Raw genomic sequence first — 23796 nt, forward strand, 5'->3', positions numbered from 1 at the left:
CCGCCCGCGCCCGGTGATCGGCCCGGTCAGAGCGTCCAGGTATCGAGGATGACGGCGTTGGCGCGCTTGTGGATCAGCACCACGTCAAGCACATCGAGCGGGCTGATCGGGGTGATGCCCTCGATGAGCGAGGGCTCGCCATGGCCGTACAGCGCCTGCAGGGCGAAGCGGCAGGCATAGACCTTGCCGCCCTCGGCGAGGAACTTCTTGATCTGGTTGTTGAAGTTCTGGTGGCCGGGAAAGGCCTCGTCGCCGATCTTGGGAAAGCCGCGCTGCACGCCGAGCAGCACGCCGGGGCCATAGAGCAGCACCGAGGTCTCGTAGCCCTTGCGCTGGAGGCGGGTGGCCTGCAGCAGGTTGACGAGGCCGATCGAGCCCTCGAAGGCGACGGTGTGGAAGGTGACGAGCGCCTTCTCGCCCGGCTCGGCTTTGACGTCCTCGAACAGCTTCTCCTCATAATCGACGAAGAAGTCACCGGACTTGTGGGGCGGATGGGTCACGGCGGGCATGGGTCACTCCTTGTTGCGGGTTTGCCCGGAGGGGCGTGCAACAGGAGAGCAACGAGCATGCCAACAATGCCACAATCAAAAATACGATCAATTGCGGTATTATGATAGGATATTTGCAGTCAATTTTGTGCTAGATACTGTCAATATCGATGAAAGCCATTGGCGCGCTGTGCGCCAGTTTGCCGAAATGTGCCGCAGCGCCGGATGCAACAATGTGAGGTCAATCGACAGCGGAGCCGCGGAAAGCGGGTGACAGCGGCGGTGGAAGCCGATAGGGAGCCGGCTGAGTTTTACCAGCCGACCGGCCTTATCTCGTGTTCTGCCCCACCGAGCCCCTCATCCTGAGTGCGAGCGTAAGCGAGCCTCGAAGGAGGTTCGGCGAAGCGCATCCGTACCCGGGCGAGCATCCTTCGAGGCCCAGCCGATGGCCGGGCACCTCAGGATGAGGGCGCTCGGGCGATGAGCGGCGGATAAGCGATGAGCGGGCGATAAGCGGCGGGGATCGGCCTGCCGCTGTCGGGACCTGCTCCCTCTCCCCGTCGGGGAGAGGGGTGGGGTGAGGGCTTCTTCGCTTCTCATGGCGTCGCCCCTCACCGACCCGCTTCGCGGGCCACCTCTCCGTCGCAGCCGGATGTTTCCGGTTTCGACCCTCCCTGCCGAACCCGGCGACAACCGGGTTCGGCAGGGAAAGGGAAAGAAAGCGACGACCGGGTGAGGTGGTTCCAAAGCGAGCGGGCAGGAGCGCTCGCGCGGATACCCCTGGAATGTAAGTGCCTGAGAACGACGAGCCTGCCGCCGGAAGGAGAACACCGATGAAGGACTGGGTGCCGCGGATCGAGGGTCGCGAGGGGCCGCGCTATCTCGCCATCGCCGAGGCGATCGCCGCCGACATCGCCGCCGGCCTGCTGGTGCCGGGCGACCAGCTGCCGCCGCAGCGCCGGCTCGCCGCCCTCCTCGGGGTGGACTTCACCACCGTGGCGCGCGGCTATGTCGAGGCCGGCAAGCGCGGGCTGATCGATTCCACCGTCGGGCGCGGCAGCTTCGTGCGCAAATCGGCCACCGGGCACAAGGCCCCTGCCCCGCAGCGGCTGCGGGCCGCCGACTTCACCATGAACATGCCGCCGGAACCGGACGATCCCGAATTGATCGCCCGCATGCAGGAGGGGTATGCCGCGGTGGCGCGCGATCTCCTGCCGCTGCTGCGCTACCAGGGCTTCGGCGGCTCGCCGCTCGACAAGGACGCCGCTTCCGCCTGGCTCGGCCGGCGGGCGCTGGTGCCGGCGCAGGAACGCATCTTCATCACCCCCGGCGCGCATCCGGCGCTGGTGGGCATCTTCTCGCTGCTCGCCAAGGCCGGCGACACCGTGCTGGCGGAAGCCATCACCTATCCCGGCATCCGGGCGATCACCGCCCAGCTGGAACTCACCCTCGCCGGCGTCGAGATGGACGGCGACGGCATCGTGCCCGAGGCGCTGGAGGAGGCGATCCGCCGCCACAAGCCCAAGGCGCTCTACCTCAACCCGACGCTGCAGAATCCGCTGACCCTCACCACCCCCGAGCGGCGGCGCACGGCGATCTGCGCCATCGCCCGCCGCCACGGGCTGCCGATCGTCGAGGACGACGCCTATGGCTTCATCGCCTCCTATGGCCCGCCGCCACTGGCGGCGATCGCGCCCGACATCTGCTGGCACATCGCCGGTCTGGCCAAATGCATCGGCGCCGGGCTGCGGCTCGCCTATGTGGTGGTGCCGGACACCCGCTCGGGCTGGTCGTTCAACGCCGCCATGCGGGCGGTGGCGGTGATGGCCTCGCCGCTGATGGCGGCGGTGGCGACGCGCTGGATCGACGACGGCACCGCCGACACCATCCTGCGCTTCATCCGCTCGGAAACCGCGGCGCGGCAGAAGATCGCCGCCCGCTTCTTCGAGCCGGGCACCTATCTGTCCGATCCCCTGAGCTTCAACATCTGGCTGCCGCTCGCCAAGGGCTGGAGCTGCCCGGCCTTCGCCGCCCATGTGCGCAGCACCGGCATCGGCGTGGTGGCGAGCGACGCCTTCACCGTCGCCGGGCCGCCGCCGGAAGCGGTGCGCGTCGGCCTCGGCGGGCCGGTGAGCCGCGCCCAGCTGGAGCGCGGGCTGGAATTCATGGCGCACACGCTGGAGGTCTCGCCGGAAATGGCGGCGAGCTATTTCTGAACCGGCCGCAAACAAAAAGGCCGGGCATGCGCCCGGCCTTTCCGTATCGTGGGACGAGTGCCCGGCTCAGCGGCCGCGCTTGAAGTCGTTCCAGGTCTTGGTGACGACGCGCTGCACCTTCTGCGGATAGGTGGTGACGGTGAACAGCTTCTCCTGCGTCTCCTTGTCCGGGTAGATCGCCGGGTTTTCGAGGATCTCCTTGCTCATGAACTTCTGAGCCCCCTCGCTGCCGCTGGCATAGGAGATGTAGTCGGCGTTCTTGGCCGCCACTTCCGGCTTCATCATGAAGTTGATGAAGGCCAGCGCCTCTTCCGGGTGCGGGGCATCCTTCGGGATGGCGAAGTTGTCGAACCACATCAGCGCACCTTCCTTGGGGATGATGTACTCGATGTTCACCGGCTTCTTGCCGGTCTTCTTCGCGGCTTCCTCGGCGCGGGTCTTGGCCTGGAAGACGTCGCCCGACCAGCCGGTGGCGAGGCAGATGTCGCCGCCGGCCAGCGCGTTGATGTAACCCGACGAATCGAACTTCTTGATGAACTTGCGGATCGGCGCCAGCAGCTTGCCGGCCGCCTCGATGTCTGCCGGGTCCTTGGAATTCGGGTCCTTGCCGAGATAGCGCAGCGCGGTGGGGATGATCTCCTCCGGGCCGTCCAGCATGTAGACGCCGCAATCCTTCAGCTTGCCGAGCAGCTCCGGCTTGAAGACGATGTCCCAGGTGTTGAGCGGGATGTCGCCGAGCCGCTGCTTCACCTTGTCGACATTGATGCCGATGCCGGTGGTGCCCCACATGTAGTTGACGGCGTACTGGTTGCCGGGATCGTAGACCGCCAGGCGCTCGGCGATCATCGGCCACTGGTCCTTGATGTTCGGCAGCTTGGCCTTGTCCAGCGGCAGGAACACACCGGCCTGGATCTGGCGCTGCAGGAAGGAGCCGGTGGGCACCACGACGTCGTAGCCGGTCTTGCCGCCGAGGAGCTTGGTCTCCAGCACCTCGTTGGAATCGAACACGTCGTAGCGGACCTTGATGCCCGTTTCCTTGGTGAACTCCTCCAGCACGGACTCGTCGATATAGTCGGACCAGTTGTAGACGTTGACGACCTTTTCCTGCGCGCTGGCGGGACCGATCGCCAGGGCGGCCAGGAAACCTGCCGCGAGTGTCGCGAGTAGGCGGGCCATTTTGGTGTTCTCCTTCGGGAAGGTAGGCGTTGAACGAGGCACTGAGAACCGGTGAGTCGCGGGCGGCTCGTCGGCGATCGGGCCAAGGCTAGTAGCTCGCCCCGGCCTGCTCAAGCCGTCATCGTGCCCAGAGCGTGGGCGATGGGGACCGGGACATTTCCCGGCCGCCACCATTCCCGAGACTGGCGCATGTTCTTTTCGATCGCATGACCGCGTCGTCGCGCCACCCCGCGCGCCGGGAAGAGGACCGGCCGCGCGGGCGAGGCTCACAGATAGGTCTCGTATTCCAGCGGGTTGATGCGCCCCTGGAAGGCGGCGAGCTCCGCCTCCTTCATGACCGCGAACACCCGCCTGTATTCGGCGCCGAAGGCCCGGCCCACGAAATCCGACGCGGCGAAGCGGCGGATCGCCTCGCCCATGTCCGGGCTGAGCAGCGGCGCCTCGGTGCTGTAGGCGTCGCCGACCAGCGGCGCCGGCGGCTCGAGCTTGCGCTCGATGCCTTCCAGCATGCCGCCGAGGATGCCGGCGAGCACCAGATGCGGATGCGCGTCGGCGCCGGCGATGCGGTGCTCCAGCCGCCGCGCCTTGGGCGGGCCGTTCGGCACCCGCACCGCCACCGAGCGGTTGTCATAGCCCCAGGAAATGCCGGTCGGCGCGTAGCTGCCGGGCACCAGGCGGCGATAGCCGTTGAAGCCGGGCACGTAGAACAGCGCGGTCTCCGCCATGGTGGAGAGCATGCCGGCGGCGGCATGGCGCAGCAGCGCCTCGCCCTCCTCGCCCTTGCCGAAGGCGTTGGAGCCGGAACGGTCCATCAGGCTGACATGCACATGCATGCCCGAGCCGGCGAAATCGAGCAGCGGCTTGGCCATGAAGCTGGCGCGCAGGCCGTGCTTGCGGGCGACGCCGTCGATGAGGCGGCGCAGCAGGATGGCGTCGTCCGCCGCCGCCATGGCGTCGGTGCGGTGATAGAGGTTCACCTCGTACTGGCCGGGCGCCGCCTCGGAGATCACCGTATCGGCCGGCAGGCCCTGGATGCGCGCGGCTTCCCGCACCTCGTGCAGCAGGCCGGCATAGGCGTCGAGGTCGGACATGGCGTACATGTTCTGCCGCGCCAGCCCCTTGGCCGGGAACACCGGCTCCGGCGCCCCGTCCGGGCCGGGCTGCTGCTTCATCAGGTAGAATTCGAGCTCGAAGGCGACGCAGGGCGACAGCCCCAGCGCGGCGAGCCGCTCGACCTGTCGGGCCAGCTTGTGGCGCGGATCGAGCTCCCACGGCCGCTCGCCGCCGCGGCCGTCCGGCAGACGAATGGGCTCGTGCATGGTAAGCAGGACCTGGGCGGCCGGGCGCGGCGACCACGGCACCGGGGTGAGCGTACCGGGCACCGGCCGGCACATGCCGTCGCGGTCGCCGGTCTCCACATGCAGGCCGGTCTCCATCACCTCGCGACCCCAGACGTCCAGCCCGAAGATCGACAGCGGGATGGCGACGCCGTCCGTCCAGATCTTGCCCCCGGCGGTGCCGGGGATCCATTTGCCCCGCAGCACCCCGTGGGTGTCGGGCAGGAGCACTTCGACGATGTCGGGCACGCCCTCGCGGGCGATGAAGGCGCCGAACTCGTCCGTATTGGACGGCGCGGCAATCGTCGGGTTGGTTGCAAGATCGGCTACCGCGACCGGCGCGGCTTCGGTGGACGGCATGATGGCTTCCGGTTAATGCCCTGTCTGATTGTGGTCATGCGGCGAGCGGTTCGGTCAAGACCACCCGCCGGGCCAGAGGCTCTCGCAAGGGTCGTGCCGGCTCCACGCGCCGTGATGACGCCTTTGTGCCACGGCGGCGGGCTTGACGCACGCAAAATGTGATCACATTGTGCAGCAACCCTTGGAGCGACCCATCATGACCCTGCCGAAGACCACCGCCGAGCTGCGCGCGCTCGACGCCGCGCATCACCTGCACCCGTTCAGCGACACCAAGGCGCTCAACGCCGAGGGCTCGCGCGTCATCGTGAAGGCGGATGGCGTGTGGCTGACCGATTCCGACGGCAACCGCTATCTCGACGGCATGTCCGGCCTGTGGTGCGTGAATGTCGGCTATGGCCGCGAGGAGATCGCCGACGCGGTGGCCCGGCAGCTGCGCGAGCTGCCCTATTACAACACCTTCTTCAAGACCACCCACACGCCGGCCATCGAGCTTGCCGCCAAGCTGGCCGAGCTCACCCCGCCGCAGTTCAACCGGGTGTTCTTCACCGGCTCCGGCTCGGAATCCAACGACACGGTGATCCGCCTCGTCCGCCGCTATTGGGACATCAAGGAGAAGCCGGAGAAGAAGGTCATCATCTCCCGCCGCAACGCCTATCACGGCTCGACGGTGGGTGCGGCCAATCTCGGCGGCATGGCGCCGATGCACGCGCAGAACGTGGCGATCCCCGGCGTCGTCCACATCGCCCAGCCCTATTTCTGGGGCGAGGCGCGCCAGGGCGAGACGCCGGACGAGTTCGGCCTGCGCGCCGCCCAGGCGCTGGAAGCCACCATCGACGCGCTGGGCGAGGACCGCATCGCCGCCTTCATCGCCGAGCCGATCCAGGGCGCCGGCGGCGTCATCGTGCCGCCCGCCACCTACTGGCCGGAGATCGCCCGGATCTGCCGCGAGCGCGATATCCTGTTCGTCTCCGACGAGGTGATCTGCGGCTTCGGGCGCACCGGCTCGTGGTTCGGCTGCGAGACCTTCGGTACCAAGCCGGACCTGCTCGTCATGGCCAAGGGCATCACCTCCGGCTACATGCCGCTCGGCGGGGTGATGGTGGCCGACCGGGTGGTCGAGGTGCTGCTGGAGGGCGGCGACTTCAACCATGGCTACACCTATTCCGGCCATCCGGCCGCCTGCGCCGCCGCGCTCGTCAACCTCGACATCATGCAGCGCGAGAAGCTGGTGGAGCGGGTCGCCGACGACATCGGCCCCTATCTCAAGGCCCGCTGGTCCAAGCTCGCCGAGCATCCGCTGGTCGGCGAGGCGCCGATGCTCGGCATGGTCGGCGCGCTGGAGCTCACCCCGGACAAGCCTGGGCGCACCGCCTTCCAGGATGTCGGCAAGGTCGGCACGCTGGCGCGCGACTTCTCGTTCAAGAACGGCCTCGTCATGCGTGCCGTGCGCGACCGGCTGATCATCGCCCCGCCCCTCACCCTCTCGCATGGCGAGGCCGACGAGCTGGTGACGCGGGCGAAGAAGACGCTCGACGACACCCATGCCGAGCTGAAGCGCTGGGGCTGGGTGGGCTGACCGGCCCGCTCGTGCTTCAATGAAGGTGACGTAAGGGAGGATTGCCGATGAATGCGCCTTTCGTTCCTTCCGAGCAGGGCGGCGTCGATCCCGCGCGCGTCACCGCCCTGCGCGCGGAGGCCGAGGCGCTCTATCTCGGCACCCGCCCGAAGACCCGCGCGGCGGCCGGCGCGGCGGCACACCTGTTCGAAGGCGTGCCGATGCACTGGATGAGCGACTGGTCGACGCCGGTGCCGCTGGTGGTGGCCGAGGCGACCGGCGCGCGCCTCGTCGACATCGACGGCAATGCCTATGACGATTTCTGCCTCGGCGACACCGCGGCGCTGTTCGGCCACGGGCCGGCCCCGGTGCGCCGGGCGCTGACCGAGCAGGCGGCGCGCGGCCTCGCCACCATGCTGCCGAGCCCGGACGCGGCGGCGGTCGGCGATCTTCTCGCCGCCCGTTTCGGCCTCGGCAAATGGCAGATCGCCACCACGGCGAGCGACGCCAACCGCTTCGCCATCCGCGCCGCCCGCGCGGCGACCGGGCGCCCGCGCATCCTGGTGTTCGACGGCGCCTATCACGGCGCCGTGGACGAGACCTTCGTGGAGATCGACCGCAGCGGCCAGCCGGCCAACAAGGCCGGGCTGGTGGGCGAGCCGCGCGACCTCACCCAGTTGACGCGGGTGGCGCCGTTCAACGATCTCGACGCGGTGGAGGCGGCGCTCAAGGACGGCACGGTCGCCTGCGTCATCACCGAGCCGGTGATGACCAACTGCGCCATGGTGCTGCCGCAGCCCGGCTTCCATGAGGGCCTGCGCGCCCTCACCCGCCGCCACGGCACGCTGCTGCTGATCGACGAGACCCACACGCTTTCCACCGGGCCGGGCGGCTATGCCCGCGCCTTCGGGCTGGAGCCGGACCTGTTCGTGGTCGGCAAGGCCATCGCCGGCGGTGTGCCCGCCGCGGTGTGGGGGATGAGCGAGGAGGTGGTGGCGCGGCTGAACGCGGCGCGGGCCAGCGTGCCGCCCGGCCACTCCGGCATCGGCACCACGCTGTCGGGCAGCCCGCTGCAGCTCGCCGCCCTGCGCGCGACGCTGGAGGAGGTCGCGACGGAGGCGGCCTATGCCCACATGAACGCCACCGCCGACGCCATGCAGGCGACGCTGGACGCGGTGATCGCCATGGCGGCCCTGCCCTGGCACGTCGCCCGCTGCGGCGCCCGCGTCGAAGTGGTGCGCTCGGCCCGCCCGCTGCGCAACGGCGCCGAGGCGAAGGCGGCGCATTTCGGCGCGCTGGAAGCGACGATCCACCTCGCCATGCTGGTGCGGGGCACGCTGATCTCGCCCTTCCACGACATGATGTTGGCCAGCCCGTCCACCACGGCGGAGCAGGTCGACTGCATGGGCCGCGCCATGGGTGAGGTGCTGGGGCGGCTGGCCGGCTAAGCGCCGCCGCGCCGCCAGCGCTCACCGCCTTGCCAAAAGGCACACCCTCATCCTGAGGTGCCGGGCGTAGCCCGGCCTCGAAGGATGCTTGTCCGGGTGCATCTGGCGGGCATCCTTCGAGGCTCGCTTCGCCCACGCCTCAGGATGAGGCGATCTATCGGTTATCGCGAGGGTCGACCCGCTCAGCCCTGCTCGGTCGGCAGGCCGGCTTCCTTCCAGGCGAGGATGCCGCCCGCCATGTGGCGGTGCAAATCGTAGCCGGCCGCCTGCGCGGCGGCGGCGGCCTTCTGCGAGCGCTGGCCGGAGCGGCAGGAAAAGACGAGAAGCTTGTCGCCGGGATCGGGCAAGGCGGCGGCATCGAAGGTCGAGAGCGGGAACTCCACGGCGCCGGGAATGCGCTCGGCGGCGAGTTCGTTCGGCTCGCGGACATCGACGAGGAGGATGGTGCCGTTATCGAGCCCCGCCTTCACCTCGTCGACCGACAGGTGCTCAATCACGCCACCGAACGGGTTGGGCTGCATCGCGCGCACTCCTTGGAGCCGGGCTGGAGATCCGGCTGGAAACCGCCTTCGACCTAATACCAGCCGCCCGGCGGCGCAAGGGCCACCCCGCGAAGGGCTCCGCCGCCCTCCGCCTTCAGCGCGTGCCGCGCGGGCGCGCGGCCACCACGCCGGCGATGAGCAGGCCGCCGCCGATCAGCACCAGCGCCGGCGGGAACTCGCGGAACAGCAGCGCCGCCAGCGCCGTGCCGACCAGGATCTGCAGCAGCATCACCATCGAGATCAGCCCGGCGGGCAGCCGGCCGAGCGCGAAGGTGGTGAGCCCCTGCCCGCCGGCATGCACGATGGCGCCCAGCGCGGCGACCGCCAGCAGGCCGCCCATGCTCGCCGGCATGATGCGCTCGCCGGTGGCCAGCGCCCAGGCGAGGCACAGCACCATGCCGACCGCGCTGGAGAGGAGCGCCGTCATGCCGCCGCCGAGCGCCGGTCGGCCGGGGCTGGCGCGGCGCAGGATGCGCACGAACAGCATGTAGAAGGCATAGGCGAGCGCCGCGGCGACGCAGAGCAGGTCGCCCACCACGCTGCCCGGCCGGCCGCCGCCGCCCAGGCTCGAGGCGACGATGAGCGCGGCGCCGACCATGGCGAAGCCGAGGGCGACCACGAGGCCGCGCGTCGGCCGCTCGCCGAGGCACAGCCAGCCCAGCCCGAAGACGAAGATGACGTAGAGATTGCCGATCAGCACGCCATTGGCGGTGCTGGTGAGAGCCAGCCCGGCATGGAACAGGATGAGGTCGGCGCCGAAGGCGACGCCGGCCGCCGCCACCAGCAGCACCTGCCGCCAGTTGAGGCGCGGCGCGGTCTGGGCGCGGATGCGGGCATTGAGCCGCGCCTCGCGCCGCTCCGCCAGCGCCCACAGCGCGGTCGGCCCCAGCGAGAAGAACATCCGCCAGAAGCCGATCGCCGCCGGCCCGACATCCGACAGCCGCACCAGGATCGGCGAGAAGCCGATGATCACCGCCGCCAGCACCACCGCGCCGAAGGCCTGCCGGCGCAGCCGCGCATCGTCGGCCTCGACCAGAACGGGAGACAGCAGCGACGTATCGTCCACGCCTGTCGGCGACAGGGCGGCGGAGACGGGGGGCGGCGGGGACATGAGCCGGGCTCGAAAGGTTTGCGAGTGGAGAGCGGACCGGTTGGTGCCGCAACAGCGAGCAAGCTGCTCGGCATATGGGCATCCCACGGTCGGACATGCCGTAGCACGATGCACAAAGATCGTGAAAACGAATTTAATTTGTGAATGGATGAGCAAATTTGATACTATTACGCAGCGACAAACGCCGGATCTCACCACCGGACCTCACCATGCGTCATCTCGACACCGAATCGCTGGGAATGCTCATCGCCGTCGTCGACAATGGCGGCTTCACCGCGGCGGCGGAGCGCGTGGGGCGCACGCAATCGGCGGTGTCGGCGCGCATCGCGCAGCTGGAGGAAAATCTCGGCGTGCGGCTGCTGGAGCGCTCGCGCCGCGGCATTTCGCTGACCGAGACCGGCGAGCGGCTGGTGGCGCATGCCCGCCGCATGCTCGCCTTCGAGAGCGAGGCGCTGGCCGACCTCAAGGGCGGCACGCCGGAGGGCAATGTGCGGCTCGGCATGCCCGACGATTATGTCGACGCCTATTTCACCCCGGTGATCTCGCGCTTCGCCGCCGCCTATCCGCGGGTGGAGATCTCGATCCGCTGCGACCTGTCCAAGACGCTGGAGCCGGAAGTCGAGCGCGGGCAGATCGACGTCGCGCTGTTCACCCGCGACCTCAACCGGCCGACCGGCGAACTCCTGAAGCGCGAGAAGCTGCTGTGGCTCGCCGCGCGCGGCCATCGCCCCGAACGCCAGGACCCGCTGCCGCTCGCCCTGTTTCCCACCGGCTGCCGCGCCCGCCCGCACATCGCCGCCGCGCTCGACACGGCCGGCCTGCGCTGGCGCGTCGCCTGCACCTCGTCCTCGCAGGGCGGCATCTATTCGGCGGTGGAGACCGGGCTGTGCCTCACCGCCATGGCCGAATGCGCCGCGCCGCCGGAATGGCGCCGGCTCGGCGCCGCCGATGGGCTGCCGCCGCTGCCGGACCTGGAGATCGGGCTGCTGCTGTCGCCCAACGCCTCGACCGCGGCCCGCCGGCTGGCCGACACGCTGCGCAGCTCCTTCGCGACGCCGAGTGTGGTGGCGGCCGCCTGAGCGGCCCCCGGCGGCGCGTCAGCGTGCGACCTTGAAGCCGGCGAAGCTCTGCGCCACCGGAAACACCTGCAGGCTGTTGATGTTCACATGCCGCGGCACGGTGCAGCAGAAGAAGATCTGCTCGGCGATGTCCTCGCCGCTCAGCGCCTCGATGCCCTCATAGACCGAGTCCGACTTGCCGGCATCGCCGTGGAAGCGGACCAGCGAGAACTCGGTCTCCACCATGCCCGGCTCGATATTGGTAACGCGCACCGGCGTGCCGAGCAGGTCGGCCTGCAGATTGAGCGCGAACTGCTTCACGAAGGCCTTGGTGCCGCCATAGGCATTGCCGCCCGGATAGGCATAGTCGCCGGCCACCGAGCCGGTGAACACCACATGGCCGGCGCCGCGCTCCACCATGCCCGGCAGCACGGCCCGCACGGTGTAGAGCAGCCCCTTGATGTTGGTGTCGACCATGTCCTCCCAGTCCTTCAGGCTCGCCTTGTGGGCGGGCTCCAGGCCGAGGGCGAGGCCGGCATTGGCGAAGACGACGTTGATGCCGGCGAAGGCCGGCGGCAGGCCGGCAATGGCGGCCGTGAACGCCTCGTTGTCGCGCACGTCGACTTCCAGCGGCAGCAGATTGGGGCCGAGCTCGTCGCGTAGCGCGATGAGGCGGTCGGCCCGGCGACCGGTCGCGATCACCCTGGCGCCGGCGAGCGCGAAGCGGCGCGCCGTGGCCGCGCCGATGCCGGACGTGGCGCCGGTGATCAGGACGACGAGGGTCGAGGGATCGAGCATCTGGTAGCCGGACATGAACGCCTCCTGTTGCTGCACCGCACATACCGCGATGCCGGCAGCGCGTCCACTGGCCGGCAGAACCGCAAAGGCCGTTAAGATTCCGTTGTTCATGTCGCCGGATACGCGTCTGCGGCCGGTGGTTGCCGCAAGGGGGCCACGCTGGTGCCACGATCCTCGGGGAAAAGAAAACGATTGGGTGAGCGGACACGTCACCGAAAAAGGGTAATGTGTTCCGAGGCATGGCCGGCGTGGCGTGCGAGGAGTCTCGAGTCGATGAAGATCACCGCCGTTGCCGCCGCCTCTGCCACCGCCCTGCTGCTCGCCGGATGCAGCACCGCGCTGGACGGTTTCGGCGAACGCAAGACGGCGGCGGCCGACCCTGCGCCCAGCGCCATCACCCCCGCCCCGACCGGCTCCGTGGAGAGCGCGCCGGTGCCCTCCCCCGCTCCCACCGGCGCCAGCGCGGCGACCGCGGGCGACGCCGTGACGCCGCGCGAAACCACCAATGCCGCCACTTCGGTGCCGCTTACCCAGCCCGGCGCCACCGCCCCCGGCGGCGTCGCCTATGCCGAGCCCGGCGCCACCCGCACCCAGCTCGCCGGCAACTGGAGCTATAGCTGGGACAACGGCGCCCGCAGCTGCAAGCTCACCCTCACCACCGAGCGGGGCATGTCCGGCTTCGCGGCCAATGCCGATGTCGGGTGCCCCAACGACATCTTCATGACCAAGGGCTGGGACGTCTGGGGCAACGAGATCGTGCTGCAGAACCATCTCGGCAAGGTCACGGCGCGGCTGCAGCCCGCCGGCAACGGCCATTATGACGGCGTCGCCACCAGCGACGGCGGCAAGATCTCGCTCAACCGGAGCTGAGACCGCAGGCCCGGAGCTGTCGGCCGGGCATTTGTGAAACAAATACGACAGTATTCGAAATAAACTTGCTTCCGATCCCGCCAGTTTTCGGGCCATATGGATGTGTTCGCATGGACACGCCCTATGGTCACGAAGTTGGGAACCAGCATTTGGTTCGTGCGTTGTCAGCAGAGTTGGCTCAAGCTGTGCATGAGCAAAGCTGATTGATTCGCAATTCCGATCGGAGGCGGTGGTCATGCTGGGGAATGAGGGGACCGGGCCGACGGAGCCGGCAAGCCGCGAGCGCGATGTAGCGGTCGCGGAGCGTGCGGCGACGACCTTCCCGCGGCGCCCTGCGGAAGCGCCCTCCGTCACCGTGCTGATGCGCGATCATCTCGACATGGCCCGCCCGCGCAGCGATGCCGAGGCGCTGCGGATCCTACGCCAGGCCTTTCCGGCGGCGCCGCTCGCCGCCCGCGTCGCGGCGATGGCCGACCGCGCGCGCTAGGCTTTCGGTCGCCAGCCTCTCGCGCCCCCCTCTCGCGGACGGCGCCTTCCGATCAGTTCAGGTGGCCCGGCCGTTCCTCGGCGGCCTCCTCGGGCGGCGCCGGGGGGAAGCCCCCGGCCTTCAGGTGCGCCTCATGCTCGCGCGCCAGCCGGGCATAGCGCAGCGCCGAGAAGGGCAGCGCCGCCAGATAGCCGACCGACAGCACCGACAGCACCGTCCATGGCCAGGTGACCAGCACCGCCACGAACAGCACCACGCAGACGAAGAGCGGCAATACCGCGTCGCGCGGGATGCGGCTGCCCAGCTTCTTGCCGGAATAGGCCGGCAGCTTCGAGACCATCAGCAGGGCGATCGCAAGGGTGTAGAACGCCGCCACCGCCGGCGAGGCGACGAGGCGGGGCAGGCCGATCAGCTCGACATAAACCGGCAGCAGCACGCAGATCGCCCCGAGCGGCGCCGGCACGCCGGTGAAGAAATCGGCGGCGAAGGCCGGGCGGTTGGGATCCTCGAGCATCACGTTGAAGCGGGCGAGGCGCAGCGCCGCGCAGATGGCGAAGGCGAGCGAGGCGATCCAGCCGATCGAACCCAGCGTCTCCAGGCCCCACATATAGAGCACCAGGCCGGGCGCCACGCCGAAGCAGACGAAGTCCGAGAGGCTGTCCAGCTCGGCGCCGAAGCGCGAGGTGCCCTTCAGCATGCGGGCGAGTCGCCCGTCCATGCCGTCGAGCACGGCGGCGATGACGATGGCGCCCAGCGCCAGCTCCATCCGCCCCTCGATCGCCATGCGGATGCCGGTGAGGCCGGCGCAGAGCGCCAGCAGCGTCACCAGATTCGGGATGAGCAGCCGGGCGGGCACCGCCTGGAAACGGCGGCGGCGCGGCTCCGGCACCTCGGGATCGGGCTCGAAGGGCACGAAGATGTTCGACATCGGTCCGTCTCGCTCACATCGTCTCGCCGGCGCCGCAGCGCCATATCCTGCGTTCAGTCCACCCGGCGTTCAGTCTACCCGGAAGGTCAGGCCGCCGAGGGCGCCCGCATCCGCCAGCACGGTCTCGCCCGCCACCGCCCGCTGGCCCTCGGCCACCAGCGGCGCGATGCCGGCGGGCAGGTAGACGTCCACCCGCGAGCCGAAGCGGATGAGGCCGAAACGCTGGCCCGGCGCCAGCATGTCGCCTTCCTGCTTGAAGCCGACGATGCGCCGCGCCACCAGCCCGGCGATCTGCACCACCCCGATGCGCCCCAGCGCGGTGTCAAGCACGAGGCCGTTGCGCTCATTGTCCTCGCTGGCCTTGTCGAGATCGGCGGAAAGGAACTTGCCCGGCTTGTAGGCGATGCGCTCGATACGGCCGGCGACCGGCGACCGGTTCACATGCACGTCGAAGACGTTCATGAAAATGCAGATGCGCGACATGGGTTCCACGCCGAGGCCGAGTTCCGGCGGCGGCACCGCCGGCCCGACGAGGCACACCCGCCCATCGGCCGGCGAGACGACCAGCCCCTCGCGCAGCGGCGTCACCCGCTCGGGATCGCGGAAGAAATAGCAGATCCATACGGTGATCAGCACCGCGATCCAGCCGAGCGGCGGCAGCAGCCACAGCAGCAGCAGGGAGACGGCGACCCCGATCAGGATGAAGGGGTAGCCCTCGCGATGGATCGGGGCGAGGCCGCCGCGGATGGAATCGATGACCGACATGACGTCTCCCGCACAAAGCTGAGGCACAGGTAGTGCCGCGCGGGGAGCGCGTCAAATGCGCGGGCGTCGCTCAGGCCGCGGCGTCGGCATCCTCGGGCGCCTTCAGGTCGTCCTCGCCGCGCGACAGCGTCGCCTTGGCCTCGTCGACCTCGCGCTGGCGCTGCCACATGGAGTGATAGAGCCCGCGCCGCGCCATCAGCTCGGCATGGGTGCCGCGCTCGGCGATGCGGCCGTGCTCCAGCACGATGATCTCGTCCGCCCCGACCACGGTGGAGAGCCGGTGCGCCACGACGAGCGTGGTGCGCCCGCGCGAGACGCGCTCCAGCGCATCCTGGATCTCGCGCTCGGTGTGGCTGTCGAGCGCCGAGGTCGCCTCGTCGAGCAGCAGGATCGCCGGGTCCTTGAGGATGGTGCGGGCGATGGCGACGCGCTGCTTCTCGCCGCCGGAAAGCTTCAGCCCGCGCTCGCCGACCTCGGTGGCGTAGCCCTTCGGCGTGCGCTTCACGAAGCCGTCGATCTGCGCCAGCTCGGCCGCACGCTCCACCTCGGCGTCGCCGGCACCGGGCCGGCCGTAGCGGATGTTGTAGGCGAGCGTGTCGTTGAACAGCACCGTGTCCTGCGGCACCATGCCGATGGCGGCGCGCAGGCTCTCCTGCGTGATGTCGCGAATGTCCTGCCCGTCGACGGTGATGCGGCCGGACGCCACGTCGTAGAAGCGGTACAGCAGCCGCGAGATGGTCGACTTGCCGGCGCCGGACGGGCCGACGATGGCCACCGTCTGCCCCGCCGGCACCTCGAAGGACACGCCCTTCAGGATCTCGCGCTCGGGATCGTAGGAGAAGCGCACATCCTCGAAGCGGATGGCCGCGCCCTTCAATTCCAGCGGCTTGGCGCCCTTCCTGTCCTCGATCTCGGGATTGCGGGCGAGAATGGCGAACATCGCCTCGATGTCGATCAGCGACTGCTTGATCTCGCGATAGATCATGCCGAGGAAGTTCAGCGGCTGGTAGAGCTGGATCATCATGGCGTTGACCATGACGAAGGAGCCGACCGACTGGTAGCCGGCGCGGATGTCGAACACGCACAGCACCATCACCGCCGTCAGGCCGGCGGTGAAGATCGCCGCCTGGCCGGCATTGAGCCACGCCAGCGAGGTATGGGTGTGGATCGAGGCGCGCTCATAGCGCTCCATGGAACGGTCGTAGCGCTCGGCTTCCCACTTCTCGGCGCCGAAATACTTCACCGTCTCGTAGTTGAGCAGGCTGTCCACCGCCTTGGCATTGGCGTCGGTGTCGCTCTCGTTCATCGAGCGGCGGATGCCCATGCGCCATTCGGTCATCAGGAAGGTGAAGAAGGTATAGGCGCCGATCATCGCCACGGTGACGGCGGCATAGCGCCAGTCGAACTGCCAGACGAGGACCACCACCACCATCACGAATTCGAGGATGGTGGGCGCGAGATGCAGCACCAGCATGCGCACGATGGTCTCGATGCCCTCGCGCGAGCGCTCCAGCACGCGGGTCAGCCCGCCGGTCTTGCGCTCCAGATGGAAGCGTAGCGACAGCGCGTGCATGTGCTGGAAGGTCTCCAGCGCCAGCCGCCGCACGGCGTGCATCGCCACCTTGGCGAACAGGCCGTCGCGCCACTGGGTCAGCGCCGCCATGGCGATGCGGGAGAAGCCGTAGCCGAGGGTGAGCACCACCGGCGCGGCAATGATCAGGCTGATGGCGTCGGTGCCGATATGGGCGCCCTCGCCTTCCGCCACCGCATCGGTCGCCCATTTGAAGAGGAAGGGCGTCGCCATGGTGGTGATCTTGGCGGCCACCAGCAGCAGCAGGCCCCAAAGCACGCGCGCGCGCAGATCGAGCCGCTCGGCCGGCCACAGATAGGGCGTCAGCCCCTTCAGCGCGACGAGAAGGCTGCCGCGCGGGGGATCGTCGGGCTTGTTGCTGCGGCGCGACAGGGCGGTGCCGGCCTCGGGTGCGGACATGGGGAGCTTCCGGGTGATCAGGAACCGGCCGGCATTTCGCCGACGGCCGCTGTGGAAATAGGTTGGGCGGGAGTGGAATCCAAGCGCCGGGCGGCGGATGAAGGGTCCGCGGGCGGCATGGGAGGGTTGCAGCTTTGCGGCAGCTCGGCCGCCGCCGCGACGGGTGCGGCGCCCCGGTCCATCATCTGCGCCAGCAGCGCCGAGACGTCGGCGGCGAAGACCGCCAGCCCGTCGCGGTCGAGGCAATAGCAGGAGCGCGGCCCGTCGACCGTACCGGCGATCAGCCCGGCTTCCTTCAGTATCTTGAGATGCTGGGAGACGGTCGACTGCGCGAGCGGCAGGCCCTTGACGATCTCGCCGCAGACGCAGCGGTCGCGCTCGGCGAGCGCGCGCAGGATCGCGAGGCGCGCCGGATGGCCGAGCGCACGCAGGCGAAGGGCAAGGAGATCGTCGTCAGGCGGAGAAACCGCAGTCATCGTTCATCGTCGATAGACGATGATTGCGGCATTGGGAAGACGGCCGGATCCGCGCGCCGGGCTATCCGGCCTTGCGCAGCCTCTCATAGCGCTTGATCACCCGCTCGCGCTTCAGCCGCGACAGCCGCTGCAGCCAGAAGAGTCCATCGAGTTGGTCGATCTCGTGCTGGTGGCAGACGGCGCGCAGGCCGCCGGTCTCCTCCTCGTGAAAGGTTCCCTCGAGGTCCTGGTAGCGCAGGCGAATCTTCGCCGGGCGCTCGATCTCCTCGGTGACGCCAGGCATCGACACGCTTCCCTCGGCATGGCGCTGCAGCTCGTCGGAGGCCCAGACCACCTCCGGGTTGACGTAGAGGCTCGGCTCCGGGTCGTCCGGCAGTTCCAGCACCACCACCCGTAGCGGCACGCCGACATGGCCGGCGGTGATGCCGATGCCCGGCGCTGCCCGCAGGGTGTCGACGAGGTCCAGCGCCAGGATGCGCAGCTCGTCGTCGAACAGCGTCACGGGCGCCGCGACCTGCTTGAGGCGGGGGTCGGGGAACGTGACGAGAGGTCGAGAAGTCATGATGTCGTCCGGGTGCGTTGCGTCGCGCCATCATGGCACCGGCGCGCCGATTCCACACCCGGCCCCGGGGCCGCCGATCACGAAGCCGGGTAGCGCTGCCGCTTGACGGCCCCGTCCCGCACTGCATCATGGCAGGCATGACCAAGATCAAGAGCTTATGCGTCTATTGCGGAGCGGCCACCGGCGACGACTCCATCTATCTCGAATCCGCCATGGAGCTCGGGCGCCTGCTGGCGCAGGAGAACATCCGCCTCATCTATGGCGGCGGCGGCGTCGGGCTGATGGGCGCCACCGCCCGCGCCTGCGCCGAGGCCGGCGGCCATGTCACCGGCATCATCCCGGATTTCCTGATCGGCAAGGAACAGGCTTTCGAATACGCCCACGAGCTGATCGTCACCCGCGACATGCATGAGCGCAAGCGGCTGATGTTCGAGCGCGCCGACGCCTTCCTCGCGCTGCCGGGCGGGGTCGGCACGCTGGAGGAGCTGGTCGAGCAGCTCACCTGGGTGCAGCTGAACCGTCACCGCAAGCCGGTGATGGTGCTCAACATCGCCGGCTTCTGGGATCCGCTGCTGCGGCTGTTCGAACACATGCAGTCGACCGGCTTCGTGAACGTCGCCCGGCCGATACGGATGCTGGTCGCGCACAATGTGCGCGCGGTGATGCCGAAGCTCGCCACCGCGCTGTCCAACGTGCCGGAGGCCGAGCTGCACGACGCCGCGGCCGAGCAGGTGCTGGACCGCATGTGAGAAGAGAAGCGGCGCACTGCTCAGTGCGCCCGCCGCTCACTCAGTTCTCGCTATCCCGGGGCGGCAACGGATCATTGCCGGGGGCAATGGTGTCCTTGCTGCGGATTTGACCATTTACCCCCTTGAGGGTCAGTTCACCTCCGGCCTGCCGCGACAACATTCCACGTGCTGCGGCTTCAGCCTCGGCCTGAGTTCGGTGCAAAGTCGATGCTCGCTCTGCATCGTTGCGCTTGTTGACCCATTCTCCCTGCGCATTGCGATAAACCGTGCGATCCTGATCTTTGCTCATCATGCCCTCCTTGCGCCGAACAGAACATATCAGGAACAAAAAGCACGTCAAGAAACGCCTGCCAGGGAGAGCCGACGTTTCGGTCCCGCCCCGGCTCAGCCCTCGGCCGGCTCGCCGAGCTGCTTCTCCACCGTGGTGTCGCCGAGCCAGACCGCGCCGCGCAGCACCGAGTTGCGCTGGCGCGCGACATAGCCGCGCTTCTGGAAGAAGCCGAGCGCGGTATCGCTCGCATCCGCGATCAGGCTGGTGGCGCCGCGCGCCGCGGCGAGGCGCTCGATGGCGTCGCAGAGCAGCGCCGCCACGCCCTTCCCCGCCACCTTCGGATGCACGTAGAGCAGGTCGATGAGCTTGTTGTCGGCGAGCGCGATGAAGCCCACCACCTCGCCGTCGCGCTCGGCCACCAGCGTCAGCGAGCTGGCCAGCCGCTTGGCGAGCGCCTCCTCGTCGCTGGCAGCGGCGGCGGCCCAGCCGTCCTGCTGGTCGGGATCGTAGTCCTCGCTCGTCAGCTCGAAGATCGCGGCCGAAAGGATGGAGGCGAGGGTCGGCGTATCGCTGGGCAGGAAGGGGCGCAGGCCGGCGGCGGGTGTCCCCGCGGGACGTGCGCTCATCGCTTGGCCTCCCAGCTGGTGGTGCCGTCCTTGTTGTCCTTCAGCGCCACGCCCTGCGCGAGCAATTCGTCGCGGATGCGGTCGGAGGCGGCGAAGTCGCGGTTGCGCCGGGCGGCGATGCGCTCGGCGATGCGCGCCTCGATCTCTGGCTCGGAGATCGCCAGCACCGGCGCATGCGCGGTACTCCACGCCGCAAGGCGCGACGCCTCGAAGCCGAGGAAGGCCAGCGTGCCGGCCAGCGCCTTCTTGCCGGCGTGGTCCTTCAGAGCATGCATCTCGGCGATGGCCTTGGGCGTATTGAGGTCGTCGCACAGCGCTTCCAGCACGCCGGGGGCCGGGCGCGGATAGGCCTCGGGCGCGGCGGCGTCGAACCACTGCTCCAGCGTCTTGGCGCTCTCCTCCAGCCCCTTCACCGTCCAGTCGATCGGCTGGCGGTAATGGGTCTTCAGCATGTTGAGACGCAGCACGTCGCCCGGCCAGTCGGCCAGCAGGTCGCGGATGGTGACGAAGTTGCCGAGCGATTTCGACATCTTCTCGCCTTCCACCTGCAGGAAGCCGTTATGCATCCAGACCTTGGCCATGATGCCGGTGTGGAAGGCGCAGCGCGACTGCGCCACCTCGTTCTCGTGATGCGGGAAGACGAGGTCGATGCCGCCGCCATGGATGTCGAAGGTCTCGCCGAGATGCTTCCAGCTCATGGCGGAGCATTCGATGTGCCAGCCGGGCCGGCCGAGCGGGCCGATGCCGGCCGGCGAGGGCCAGCCCGGTTCGCCGGGCTTGGACGGCTTCCACAGCACGAAGTCCATGGCGTCGCGCTTGTAGGGCGCGACGTCGACGCGGGCGCCGGCCAGCATGTCGTCCAGCGGCCGGTGCGAGAGCTGGCCATAATCCGGCATGGCCGGCACCGAGAACAGCACATGGTCCTCGGCGACATAGGCATGGCCGGAGGCGACGAGGCGCTCGATGAGGTCGCGCATCTCGGCGATGTGCTCGGTGGCGCGCGGCTCCACGTCGGGATGCAGCACGCCCAGCGCCTCGAGGTCGTCGTGGAACTGCGCCTCGGTGGCGAAGGTCACCCTGGCGATCGCCTCGTTGAGGTCGAGGCCGGGGAAGTCCTGCGCGGCGCGCGCGTTGATCTTGTCGTCGACGTCGGTGATGTTGCGCACATATTTCACATGCGCCGGCCCGTAGAGATGGCGCAGCAGCCGGTAGACGAGATCGAACACGATCACCGGGCGCGCATTGCCGATATGGGCGAGGTCATAGACGGTCGGGCCGCACACATACATGCGCACGAGCTTGGGATCGAGCGGCGCGAAAGTCTCGCGCTGGCGCGTGAGCGTGTTGTGGAGCTTGAGCTCGGGCAGCACCGTGCCCGAAATGTCCGCTCCCGAAACTGCCGACATATGTTCGCCTTCCCTCAGGGCTCCCGCTCAACTGTTGCGCGGAGGCCGCGCCTCTTGTTCCGTTTGCACCGCCACGTCAAGGCCATACCGCCAATCCGCCGAAGCCGGTTGACGAGGCGAACGCCGCGAAGCTATCCACCGCCCCCGACGCCGGCGCATGGTTCGCTACCGAACTTTAGCGCGGGCTTAAACTTTTTGTCGTCTGCTGCGTTACCTGCTCGCCGCCGACGAGCCTCCCGCAGAAGTACCCAGCCATGCGCGCCGCCCCGATGCTTCGTTCCGCCCTCCTCGCCGCCGCCTTTTCCGCCGCCATTCCCGCCTTCACCCTTGCCGAAACGGCGGACAAGATCTTCGTCGTCGACATGTCCGACGGCTACGGCGTCGACAATTGCGTCGCCACCGGCGGCGCCTGCGGCCAGGCTATCGCCGATGCCTGGTGCCGGGTGCACGACTTCCAGCATGCGGTGAGCTTCGGCAAGGTGACCAGCGACGCGCTGCGCCTCTCGGTGGCCGCCAAGACGGCGCAGACCACCTGCACCGGCGGCTCCTGCCGCGATACCGTGGCCATCACCTGCCGCTGAGCCTGCGGCGCCGCCACGTCCCGAACTTTCAGACCATGCGCGGGCCGGCCGGACCGGCCCGCTGGCATTTTTCGCGCCCCCGTGGCCCACGCGCCACTATCGCACGAAATCGGCGCAGCGCGGCGCCTCGGTCTGCGCGCCCCAGGGCATGACCGGCACGCTGGTGGTGGAGTTCTTCGGGCTGCCGTCGATCAGCTTGTCGGAATAGACCAGATAGACCAGCACGTTGCGCTTGGCGTCGCAGCCGCGCACGATCTGCATCTTCTTGAAGATCAGCGAGCGGCTCTCGCGATAGACCACGTCGCCCTGCTCGAACTTGCCCTTGAAGGCGATCGGCCCCACCTGCCGGCAGGCGATGGAGATGTCCGACACTTCCTCCGCCACGCCGAGCATGCCGGAGACGCCGCCCTTCTCCGGCACCGTGTAGTAGCAGGCGACGCCCTCCACCATCGGATCGTCAATGGCATAGGTGGCGAGCTTGTCATCCGGGGTGAGGAATTTCCACACCGTCGACTTCCTGAAGATCAGGTCCGGCCCGTCGGCCCGCGCCGCAGTGCCGAAGCCGGGCATCGATGCCGGCCCCAGGCCGGTCGCCAGGCCGAGCACGGCAGCAAGGAGGAAGGCGGAAAGGCGGCGCATGATCATGGACTTGTGTCTCCAAAGCCGGGGCCCGCGTGATATGGGGTGCGGTGCGGCGTGCGCAACGCGCCGTCCGCCGGCGGCAGGGCTCGAGCCGGCCCTGCCCGAAGCGGCCTGATAATGGGGCTTCCCGACGGGACTTGCCTTGCCGGCCGAATGCAGGTTCAAACTTTGGCCAATCTCGCCGTGCTTCGTGCGCGGATTCATGGAACGGCGCGCCGGCTGCGCGTCGCCCGAACGCGCAGGACCAACCGACCTATGACGATCGCCAGTGCCCGCCCCTCCCGCGCCTCCCTGTTGCGCGCCTCGCTGCTGCGCTCGTCGCTCGCGGCCCTGGGCCTGCTCGCGCTCGGTGCCGACATCGCCGCGGCTCAGGCCGATCCCGGCGCCTGCATCCGGCTGGAGGGGCAGCTCGCCCAGCTCGACCGCGGCGGCGGCGGCCAGCGCGATCTCGGCGGCGTCATCGCCCAGCAGCAGCAGGATGTCGCCAATCTCTCCGCCCAGGTGCGCCAGCTCGGCTGCGACAAGCGCGGCTTCCTCATCTTCCAGCCGCAGCTGCCGCCGCAATGCGACGGGCTGAACCGCCGGCTTTCCCAGGCCCGCTCGGCGCTGGACCGCACCATGATCGAGGCCCGCGGCCAGCGCAGCGGCAATGACGAGCAGCGCCGGCAGTTGATCTACGCCCTCGCGCAGAACAATTGCGGCCCGCAATATCAGGCGGCGCTCGGGCAGGCGCGCGGCAACGCCCCGGCGGCGGAGCGCCGGCCGCGCAATTTCTTCGAGCAGCTGTTCGGCGTGCCGCGCCAGGCGGAGGAGGACGAGGCGCCCTCGATGGATGCCCAGCCGCTGGAGATGGAGCTGCCGAAGGCCTCCACCTACCGCACCGTGTGCGTGCGGACCTGCGACGGCTTCTTCTTCCCGATCTCCTATGCCGCCAACGCCGGCAAATTCGCCTCCGACGAGGCGCTGTGCCAGCGCCAGTGCCCGGGCACCGAGGCGCGGCTGTTCGTCTACCGCAACCCCGGTGAGGACATCGAGAACGCGGTGAGCGTCAGCGGCCAGACCTACATGTCGCTGCCCAACGCCCTGCTCTACAAGAAGCAGTATTCGGCCGCCTGCTCCTGCCGCCCCAACGGCCAGAGCTGGGCGCAGGCGCTGTCGAGCGAGACCGACCCGACCCTGCGCAAGGGCGACATCGTGGTGACCGAGGACGCCTCGCGCGAGATGTCGCAGCCGCGCCCGGCCGGCCAGCTCGCCGCCCCGGCGACGCCGCGTCCCAGGACCCAGCAGCCGCAGCAGCCGGCCACGGTGCCGGCGCAGTAGAGGCCGGCCGACACCGGCGCCCGACGCGCCTGAC

General features: G+C 69.1%; 24 protein-coding genes. 9 read left to right on the forward strand and 15 right to left on the reverse strand.

Annotated elements, in window-relative coordinates; genetic code table 11:
- Positions 1–26: 26 nt before the first annotated feature.
- Positions 27–509, reverse strand: coding sequence for an MSMEG_0572/Sll0783 family nitrogen starvation response protein (locus tag KHC19_RS00165; protein WP_213350012.1), 483 nt, complete (start codon positions 507–509; stop codon positions 27–29).
- 812 nt (positions 510–1321) lie between these two features.
- Here KHC19_RS00165 and KHC19_RS00170 point away from each other — a divergent pair.
- Positions 1322–2704, forward strand: coding sequence for an aminotransferase-like domain-containing protein (locus tag KHC19_RS00170; protein WP_213350013.1), 1383 nt, complete (start codon positions 1322–1324; stop codon positions 2702–2704).
- Positions 2705–2770: 66 nt separating this feature from the next.
- Here KHC19_RS00170 and KHC19_RS00175 read toward each other — a convergent pair whose 3' ends face one another.
- Together KHC19_RS00175 and KHC19_RS00180 are read right to left on the reverse strand one after the other, a co-directional pair.
- Positions 2771–3880, reverse strand: a complete 1110-nt coding sequence (locus tag KHC19_RS00175) for a polyamine ABC transporter substrate-binding protein (protein WP_213350014.1) — start codon at positions 3878–3880, stop codon at positions 2771–2773.
- 266 nt (positions 3881–4146) lie between these two features.
- Positions 4147–5577, reverse strand: coding sequence for a glutamine synthetase family protein (locus KHC19_RS00180; protein ID WP_213350015.1), 1431 nt, complete (start codon positions 5575–5577; stop codon positions 4147–4149).
- A 196-nt stretch (positions 5578–5773) separates the two neighbouring features.
- Between KHC19_RS00180 and KHC19_RS00185 the strand changes: the two genes are divergently transcribed.
- Positions 5774–7153 carry an aspartate aminotransferase family protein gene (locus KHC19_RS00185; RefSeq protein WP_213350016.1) on the forward strand — a complete coding sequence of 460 codons (1380 nt, stop codon included), beginning with the start codon at positions 5774–5776 and terminating at the stop codon, positions 7151–7153.
- A 47-nt stretch (positions 7154–7200) separates the two neighbouring features.
- Complete coding sequence (locus KHC19_RS00190; protein WP_213350017.1) at positions 7201–8580, forward strand: transaminase; 1380 nt, start codon at positions 7201–7203, stop codon at positions 8578–8580.
- A gap of 182 nt (positions 8581–8762) precedes the next feature.
- Here the strand turns inward: KHC19_RS00190 and KHC19_RS00195 are convergent, their stop codons facing one another.
- Together KHC19_RS00195 and KHC19_RS00200 are read right to left on the reverse strand one after the other, a co-directional pair.
- Positions 8763–9101 carry a rhodanese-like domain-containing protein gene (locus KHC19_RS00195; RefSeq protein ID WP_213350018.1) on the reverse strand — a complete coding sequence of 113 codons (339 nt, stop codon included), beginning with the start codon at positions 9099–9101 and terminating at the stop codon, positions 8763–8765.
- 115 nt (positions 9102–9216) lie between these two features.
- Positions 9217–10233 carry a DMT family transporter gene (locus tag KHC19_RS00200; protein WP_213350019.1) on the reverse strand — a complete coding sequence of 339 codons (1017 nt, stop codon included), beginning with the start codon at positions 10231–10233 and terminating at the stop codon, positions 9217–9219.
- Between the two features lie 209 nt (positions 10234–10442).
- Here KHC19_RS00200 and KHC19_RS00205 point away from each other — a divergent pair, with 209 nt between their 5' ends.
- Entirely contained in the window at positions 10443–11312 is an 870-nt protein-coding gene (locus KHC19_RS00205; RefSeq protein ID WP_213350020.1) for a LysR substrate-binding domain-containing protein, read from the forward strand.
- Between the two features lie 18 nt (positions 11313–11330).
- Here KHC19_RS00205 and KHC19_RS00210 read toward each other — a convergent pair whose 3' ends face one another.
- Positions 11331–12104: an SDR family NAD(P)-dependent oxidoreductase gene (locus tag KHC19_RS00210; RefSeq protein ID WP_213350021.1), complete on the reverse strand. Its 774-nt coding sequence runs from the start codon at positions 12102–12104 to the stop codon at positions 11331–11333.
- A gap of 258 nt (positions 12105–12362) precedes the next feature.
- Here KHC19_RS00210 and KHC19_RS00215 point away from each other — a divergent pair, with 258 nt between their 5' ends.
- Together KHC19_RS00215 and KHC19_RS00220 are read left to right on the forward strand one after the other, a co-directional pair.
- Positions 12363–12959 carry a protease inhibitor Inh/omp19 family protein gene (locus KHC19_RS00215; RefSeq protein ID WP_213350022.1) on the forward strand — a complete coding sequence of 199 codons (597 nt, stop codon included), beginning with the start codon at positions 12363–12365 and terminating at the stop codon, positions 12957–12959.
- Positions 12960–13194: 235 nt separating this feature from the next.
- On the forward strand, positions 13195–13446 hold the full coding sequence (locus KHC19_RS00220; RefSeq protein ID WP_246548042.1) for a transferase: 252 nt from the start codon (positions 13195–13197) through the stop codon (positions 13444–13446).
- Between the two features lie 52 nt (positions 13447–13498).
- Here the strand turns inward: KHC19_RS00220 and pssA are convergent, their stop codons facing one another.
- The 5 genes from pssA to KHC19_RS00245 all read right to left on the reverse strand — a co-directional run bounded on the left by pssA (position 13499) and on the right by KHC19_RS00245 (position 18167).
- Positions 13499–14374 (reverse strand): CDP-diacylglycerol--serine O-phosphatidyltransferase, encoded by an 876-nt coding sequence (gene pssA / locus KHC19_RS00225; RefSeq protein WP_213350023.1) that lies wholly within the window; start codon positions 14372–14374, stop codon positions 13499–13501.
- 69 nt (positions 14375–14443) lie between these two features.
- Positions 14444–15139, reverse strand: coding sequence for a phosphatidylserine decarboxylase (locus KHC19_RS00230; RefSeq protein ID WP_213350024.1), 696 nt, complete (start codon positions 15137–15139; stop codon positions 14444–14446).
- 70 nt (positions 15140–15209) lie between these two features.
- Positions 15210–17129 (reverse strand): ABCB family ABC transporter ATP-binding protein/permease, encoded by a 1920-nt coding sequence (locus KHC19_RS00235; RefSeq protein WP_213350025.1) that lies wholly within the window; start codon positions 17127–17129, stop codon positions 15210–15212.
- 17 nt (positions 17130–17146) lie between these two features.
- Entirely contained in the window at positions 17147–17605 is a 459-nt protein-coding gene (locus tag KHC19_RS00240) for an ArsR/SmtB family transcription factor (protein WP_213350026.1), read from the reverse strand.
- Between the two features lie 61 nt (positions 17606–17666).
- Positions 17667–18167, reverse strand: coding sequence for a peptide deformylase (locus KHC19_RS00245; RefSeq protein WP_213350027.1), 501 nt, complete (start codon positions 18165–18167; stop codon positions 17667–17669).
- Between the two features lie 137 nt (positions 18168–18304).
- On the opposite strand from KHC19_RS00245, the gene KHC19_RS00250 reads away from it, so the two are divergent.
- Positions 18305–18916 carry an LOG family protein gene (locus tag KHC19_RS00250; RefSeq protein ID WP_213350028.1) on the forward strand — a complete coding sequence of 204 codons (612 nt, stop codon included), beginning with the start codon at positions 18305–18307 and terminating at the stop codon, positions 18914–18916.
- Positions 18917–18956: 40 nt separating this feature from the next.
- On the opposite strand, the gene KHC19_RS00255 is transcribed toward KHC19_RS00250, so the two are convergent.
- The 3 genes from KHC19_RS00255 to cysS all read right to left on the reverse strand — a co-directional run bounded on the left by KHC19_RS00255 (position 18957) and on the right by cysS (position 21219).
- Complete coding sequence (locus KHC19_RS00255; RefSeq protein ID WP_213350029.1) at positions 18957–19205, reverse strand: DUF2188 domain-containing protein; 249 nt, start codon at positions 19203–19205, stop codon at positions 18957–18959.
- Positions 19206–19300: 95 nt separating this feature from the next.
- Complete coding sequence (locus tag KHC19_RS00260; protein WP_213350030.1) at positions 19301–19813, reverse strand: GNAT family N-acetyltransferase; 513 nt, start codon at positions 19811–19813, stop codon at positions 19301–19303.
- Positions 19810–21219 carry a cysteine--tRNA ligase gene (cysS, locus tag KHC19_RS00265; protein ID WP_213350031.1) on the reverse strand — a complete coding sequence of 470 codons (1410 nt, stop codon included), beginning with the start codon at positions 21217–21219 and terminating at the stop codon, positions 19810–19812. The genes KHC19_RS00260 and cysS overlap by 4 nt, the downstream gene beginning before the upstream one ends.
- A gap of 254 nt (positions 21220–21473) precedes the next feature.
- On the opposite strand from cysS, the gene KHC19_RS00270 reads away from it, so the two are divergent.
- Positions 21474–21800 (forward strand): hypothetical protein, encoded by a 327-nt coding sequence (locus tag KHC19_RS00270; RefSeq protein ID WP_213350032.1) that lies wholly within the window; start codon positions 21474–21476, stop codon positions 21798–21800.
- 96 nt (positions 21801–21896) lie between these two features.
- Here KHC19_RS00270 and KHC19_RS00275 read toward each other — a convergent pair whose 3' ends face one another.
- The gene (locus KHC19_RS00275; RefSeq protein WP_213350033.1) at positions 21897–22445 is read right to left on the reverse strand and encodes a CreA family protein; all 549 of its coding nucleotides are present in this window, start codon (positions 22443–22445) and stop codon (positions 21897–21899) included.
- 252 nt (positions 22446–22697) lie between these two features.
- On the opposite strand from KHC19_RS00275, the gene KHC19_RS00280 reads away from it, so the two are divergent.
- Positions 22698–23762, forward strand: coding sequence for a DUF2865 domain-containing protein (locus KHC19_RS00280; protein WP_213350034.1), 1065 nt, complete (start codon positions 22698–22700; stop codon positions 23760–23762).
- Positions 23763–23796 lie beyond the last annotated feature (34 nt).

Origin of the sequence: Ancylobacter oerskovii (assembly GCF_018390555.1) — a bacterium.
GTDB lineage: Bacteria > Pseudomonadota > Alphaproteobacteria > Rhizobiales > Xanthobacteraceae > Ancylobacter > Ancylobacter oerskovii.

What these genes read in the sequence shown, in the direction of transcription:
- cysS (WP_213350031.1), bottom strand. Translation starts at nt 21,219, where the DNA reads ATGTCGGCAGTTTCGGGAGCGGACATTTCGGGCACGGTGCTGCCCGAG.
- KHC19_RS00165 (WP_213350012.1), bottom strand. Translation starts at nt 509, where the DNA reads ATGCCCGCCGTGACCCATCCGCCCCACAAGTCCGGTGACTTCTTCGTC.
- KHC19_RS00235 (WP_213350025.1), bottom strand. Translation starts at nt 17,129, where the DNA reads ATGTCCGCACCCGAGGCCGGCACCGCCCTGTCGCGCCGCAGCAACAAG.
- KHC19_RS00175 (WP_213350014.1), bottom strand. Translation starts at nt 3,880, where the DNA reads ATGGCCCGCCTACTCGCGACACTCGCGGCAGGTTTCCTGGCCGCCCTG.
- pssA (WP_213350023.1), bottom strand. Translation starts at nt 14,374, where the DNA reads ATGTCGAACATCTTCGTGCCCTTCGAGCCCGATCCCGAGGTGCCGGAG.
- KHC19_RS00185 (WP_213350016.1), top strand. Translation starts at nt 5,774, where the DNA reads ATGACCCTGCCGAAGACCACCGCCGAGCTGCGCGCGCTCGACGCCGCG.
- KHC19_RS00210 (WP_213350021.1), bottom strand. Translation starts at nt 12,104, where the DNA reads ATGTCCGGCTACCAGATGCTCGATCCCTCGACCCTCGTCGTCCTGATC.
- KHC19_RS00280 (WP_213350034.1), top strand. Translation starts at nt 22,698, where the DNA reads ATGACGATCGCCAGTGCCCGCCCCTCCCGCGCCTCCCTGTTGCGCGCC.
- KHC19_RS00270 (WP_213350032.1), top strand. Translation starts at nt 21,474, where the DNA reads ATGCGCGCCGCCCCGATGCTTCGTTCCGCCCTCCTCGCCGCCGCCTTT.
- KHC19_RS00240 (WP_213350026.1), bottom strand. Translation starts at nt 17,605, where the DNA reads ATGACTGCGGTTTCTCCGCCTGACGACGATCTCCTTGCCCTTCGCCTG.
- KHC19_RS00195 (WP_213350018.1), bottom strand. Translation starts at nt 9,101, where the DNA reads ATGCAGCCCAACCCGTTCGGTGGCGTGATTGAGCACCTGTCGGTCGAC.
- KHC19_RS00230 (WP_213350024.1), bottom strand. Translation starts at nt 15,139, where the DNA reads ATGTCGGTCATCGATTCCATCCGCGGCGGCCTCGCCCCGATCCATCGC.
- KHC19_RS00245 (WP_213350027.1), bottom strand. Translation starts at nt 18,167, where the DNA reads ATGACTTCTCGACCTCTCGTCACGTTCCCCGACCCCCGCCTCAAGCAG.
- KHC19_RS00275 (WP_213350033.1), bottom strand. Translation starts at nt 22,445, where the DNA reads ATGATCATGCGCCGCCTTTCCGCCTTCCTCCTTGCTGCCGTGCTCGGC.
- KHC19_RS00200 (WP_213350019.1), bottom strand. Translation starts at nt 10,233, where the DNA reads ATGTCCCCGCCGCCCCCCGTCTCCGCCGCCCTGTCGCCGACAGGCGTG.
- KHC19_RS00170 (WP_213350013.1), top strand. Translation starts at nt 1,322, where the DNA reads ATGAAGGACTGGGTGCCGCGGATCGAGGGTCGCGAGGGGCCGCGCTAT.
- KHC19_RS00180 (WP_213350015.1), bottom strand. Translation starts at nt 5,577, where the DNA reads ATGCCGTCCACCGAAGCCGCGCCGGTCGCGGTAGCCGATCTTGCAACC.
- KHC19_RS00190 (WP_213350017.1), top strand. Translation starts at nt 7,201, where the DNA reads ATGAATGCGCCTTTCGTTCCTTCCGAGCAGGGCGGCGTCGATCCCGCG.
- KHC19_RS00205 (WP_213350020.1), top strand. Translation starts at nt 10,443, where the DNA reads ATGCGTCATCTCGACACCGAATCGCTGGGAATGCTCATCGCCGTCGTC.
- KHC19_RS00215 (WP_213350022.1), top strand. Translation starts at nt 12,363, where the DNA reads ATGAAGATCACCGCCGTTGCCGCCGCCTCTGCCACCGCCCTGCTGCTC.
- KHC19_RS00255 (WP_213350029.1), bottom strand. Translation starts at nt 19,205, where the DNA reads ATGAGCAAAGATCAGGATCGCACGGTTTATCGCAATGCGCAGGGAGAA.
- KHC19_RS00260 (WP_213350030.1), bottom strand. Translation starts at nt 19,813, where the DNA reads ATGAGCGCACGTCCCGCGGGGACACCCGCCGCCGGCCTGCGCCCCTTC.
- KHC19_RS00250 (WP_213350028.1), top strand. Translation starts at nt 18,305, where the DNA reads ATGACCAAGATCAAGAGCTTATGCGTCTATTGCGGAGCGGCCACCGGC.
- KHC19_RS00220 (WP_246548042.1), top strand. Translation starts at nt 13,195, where the DNA reads ATGCTGGGGAATGAGGGGACCGGGCCGACGGAGCCGGCAAGCCGCGAG.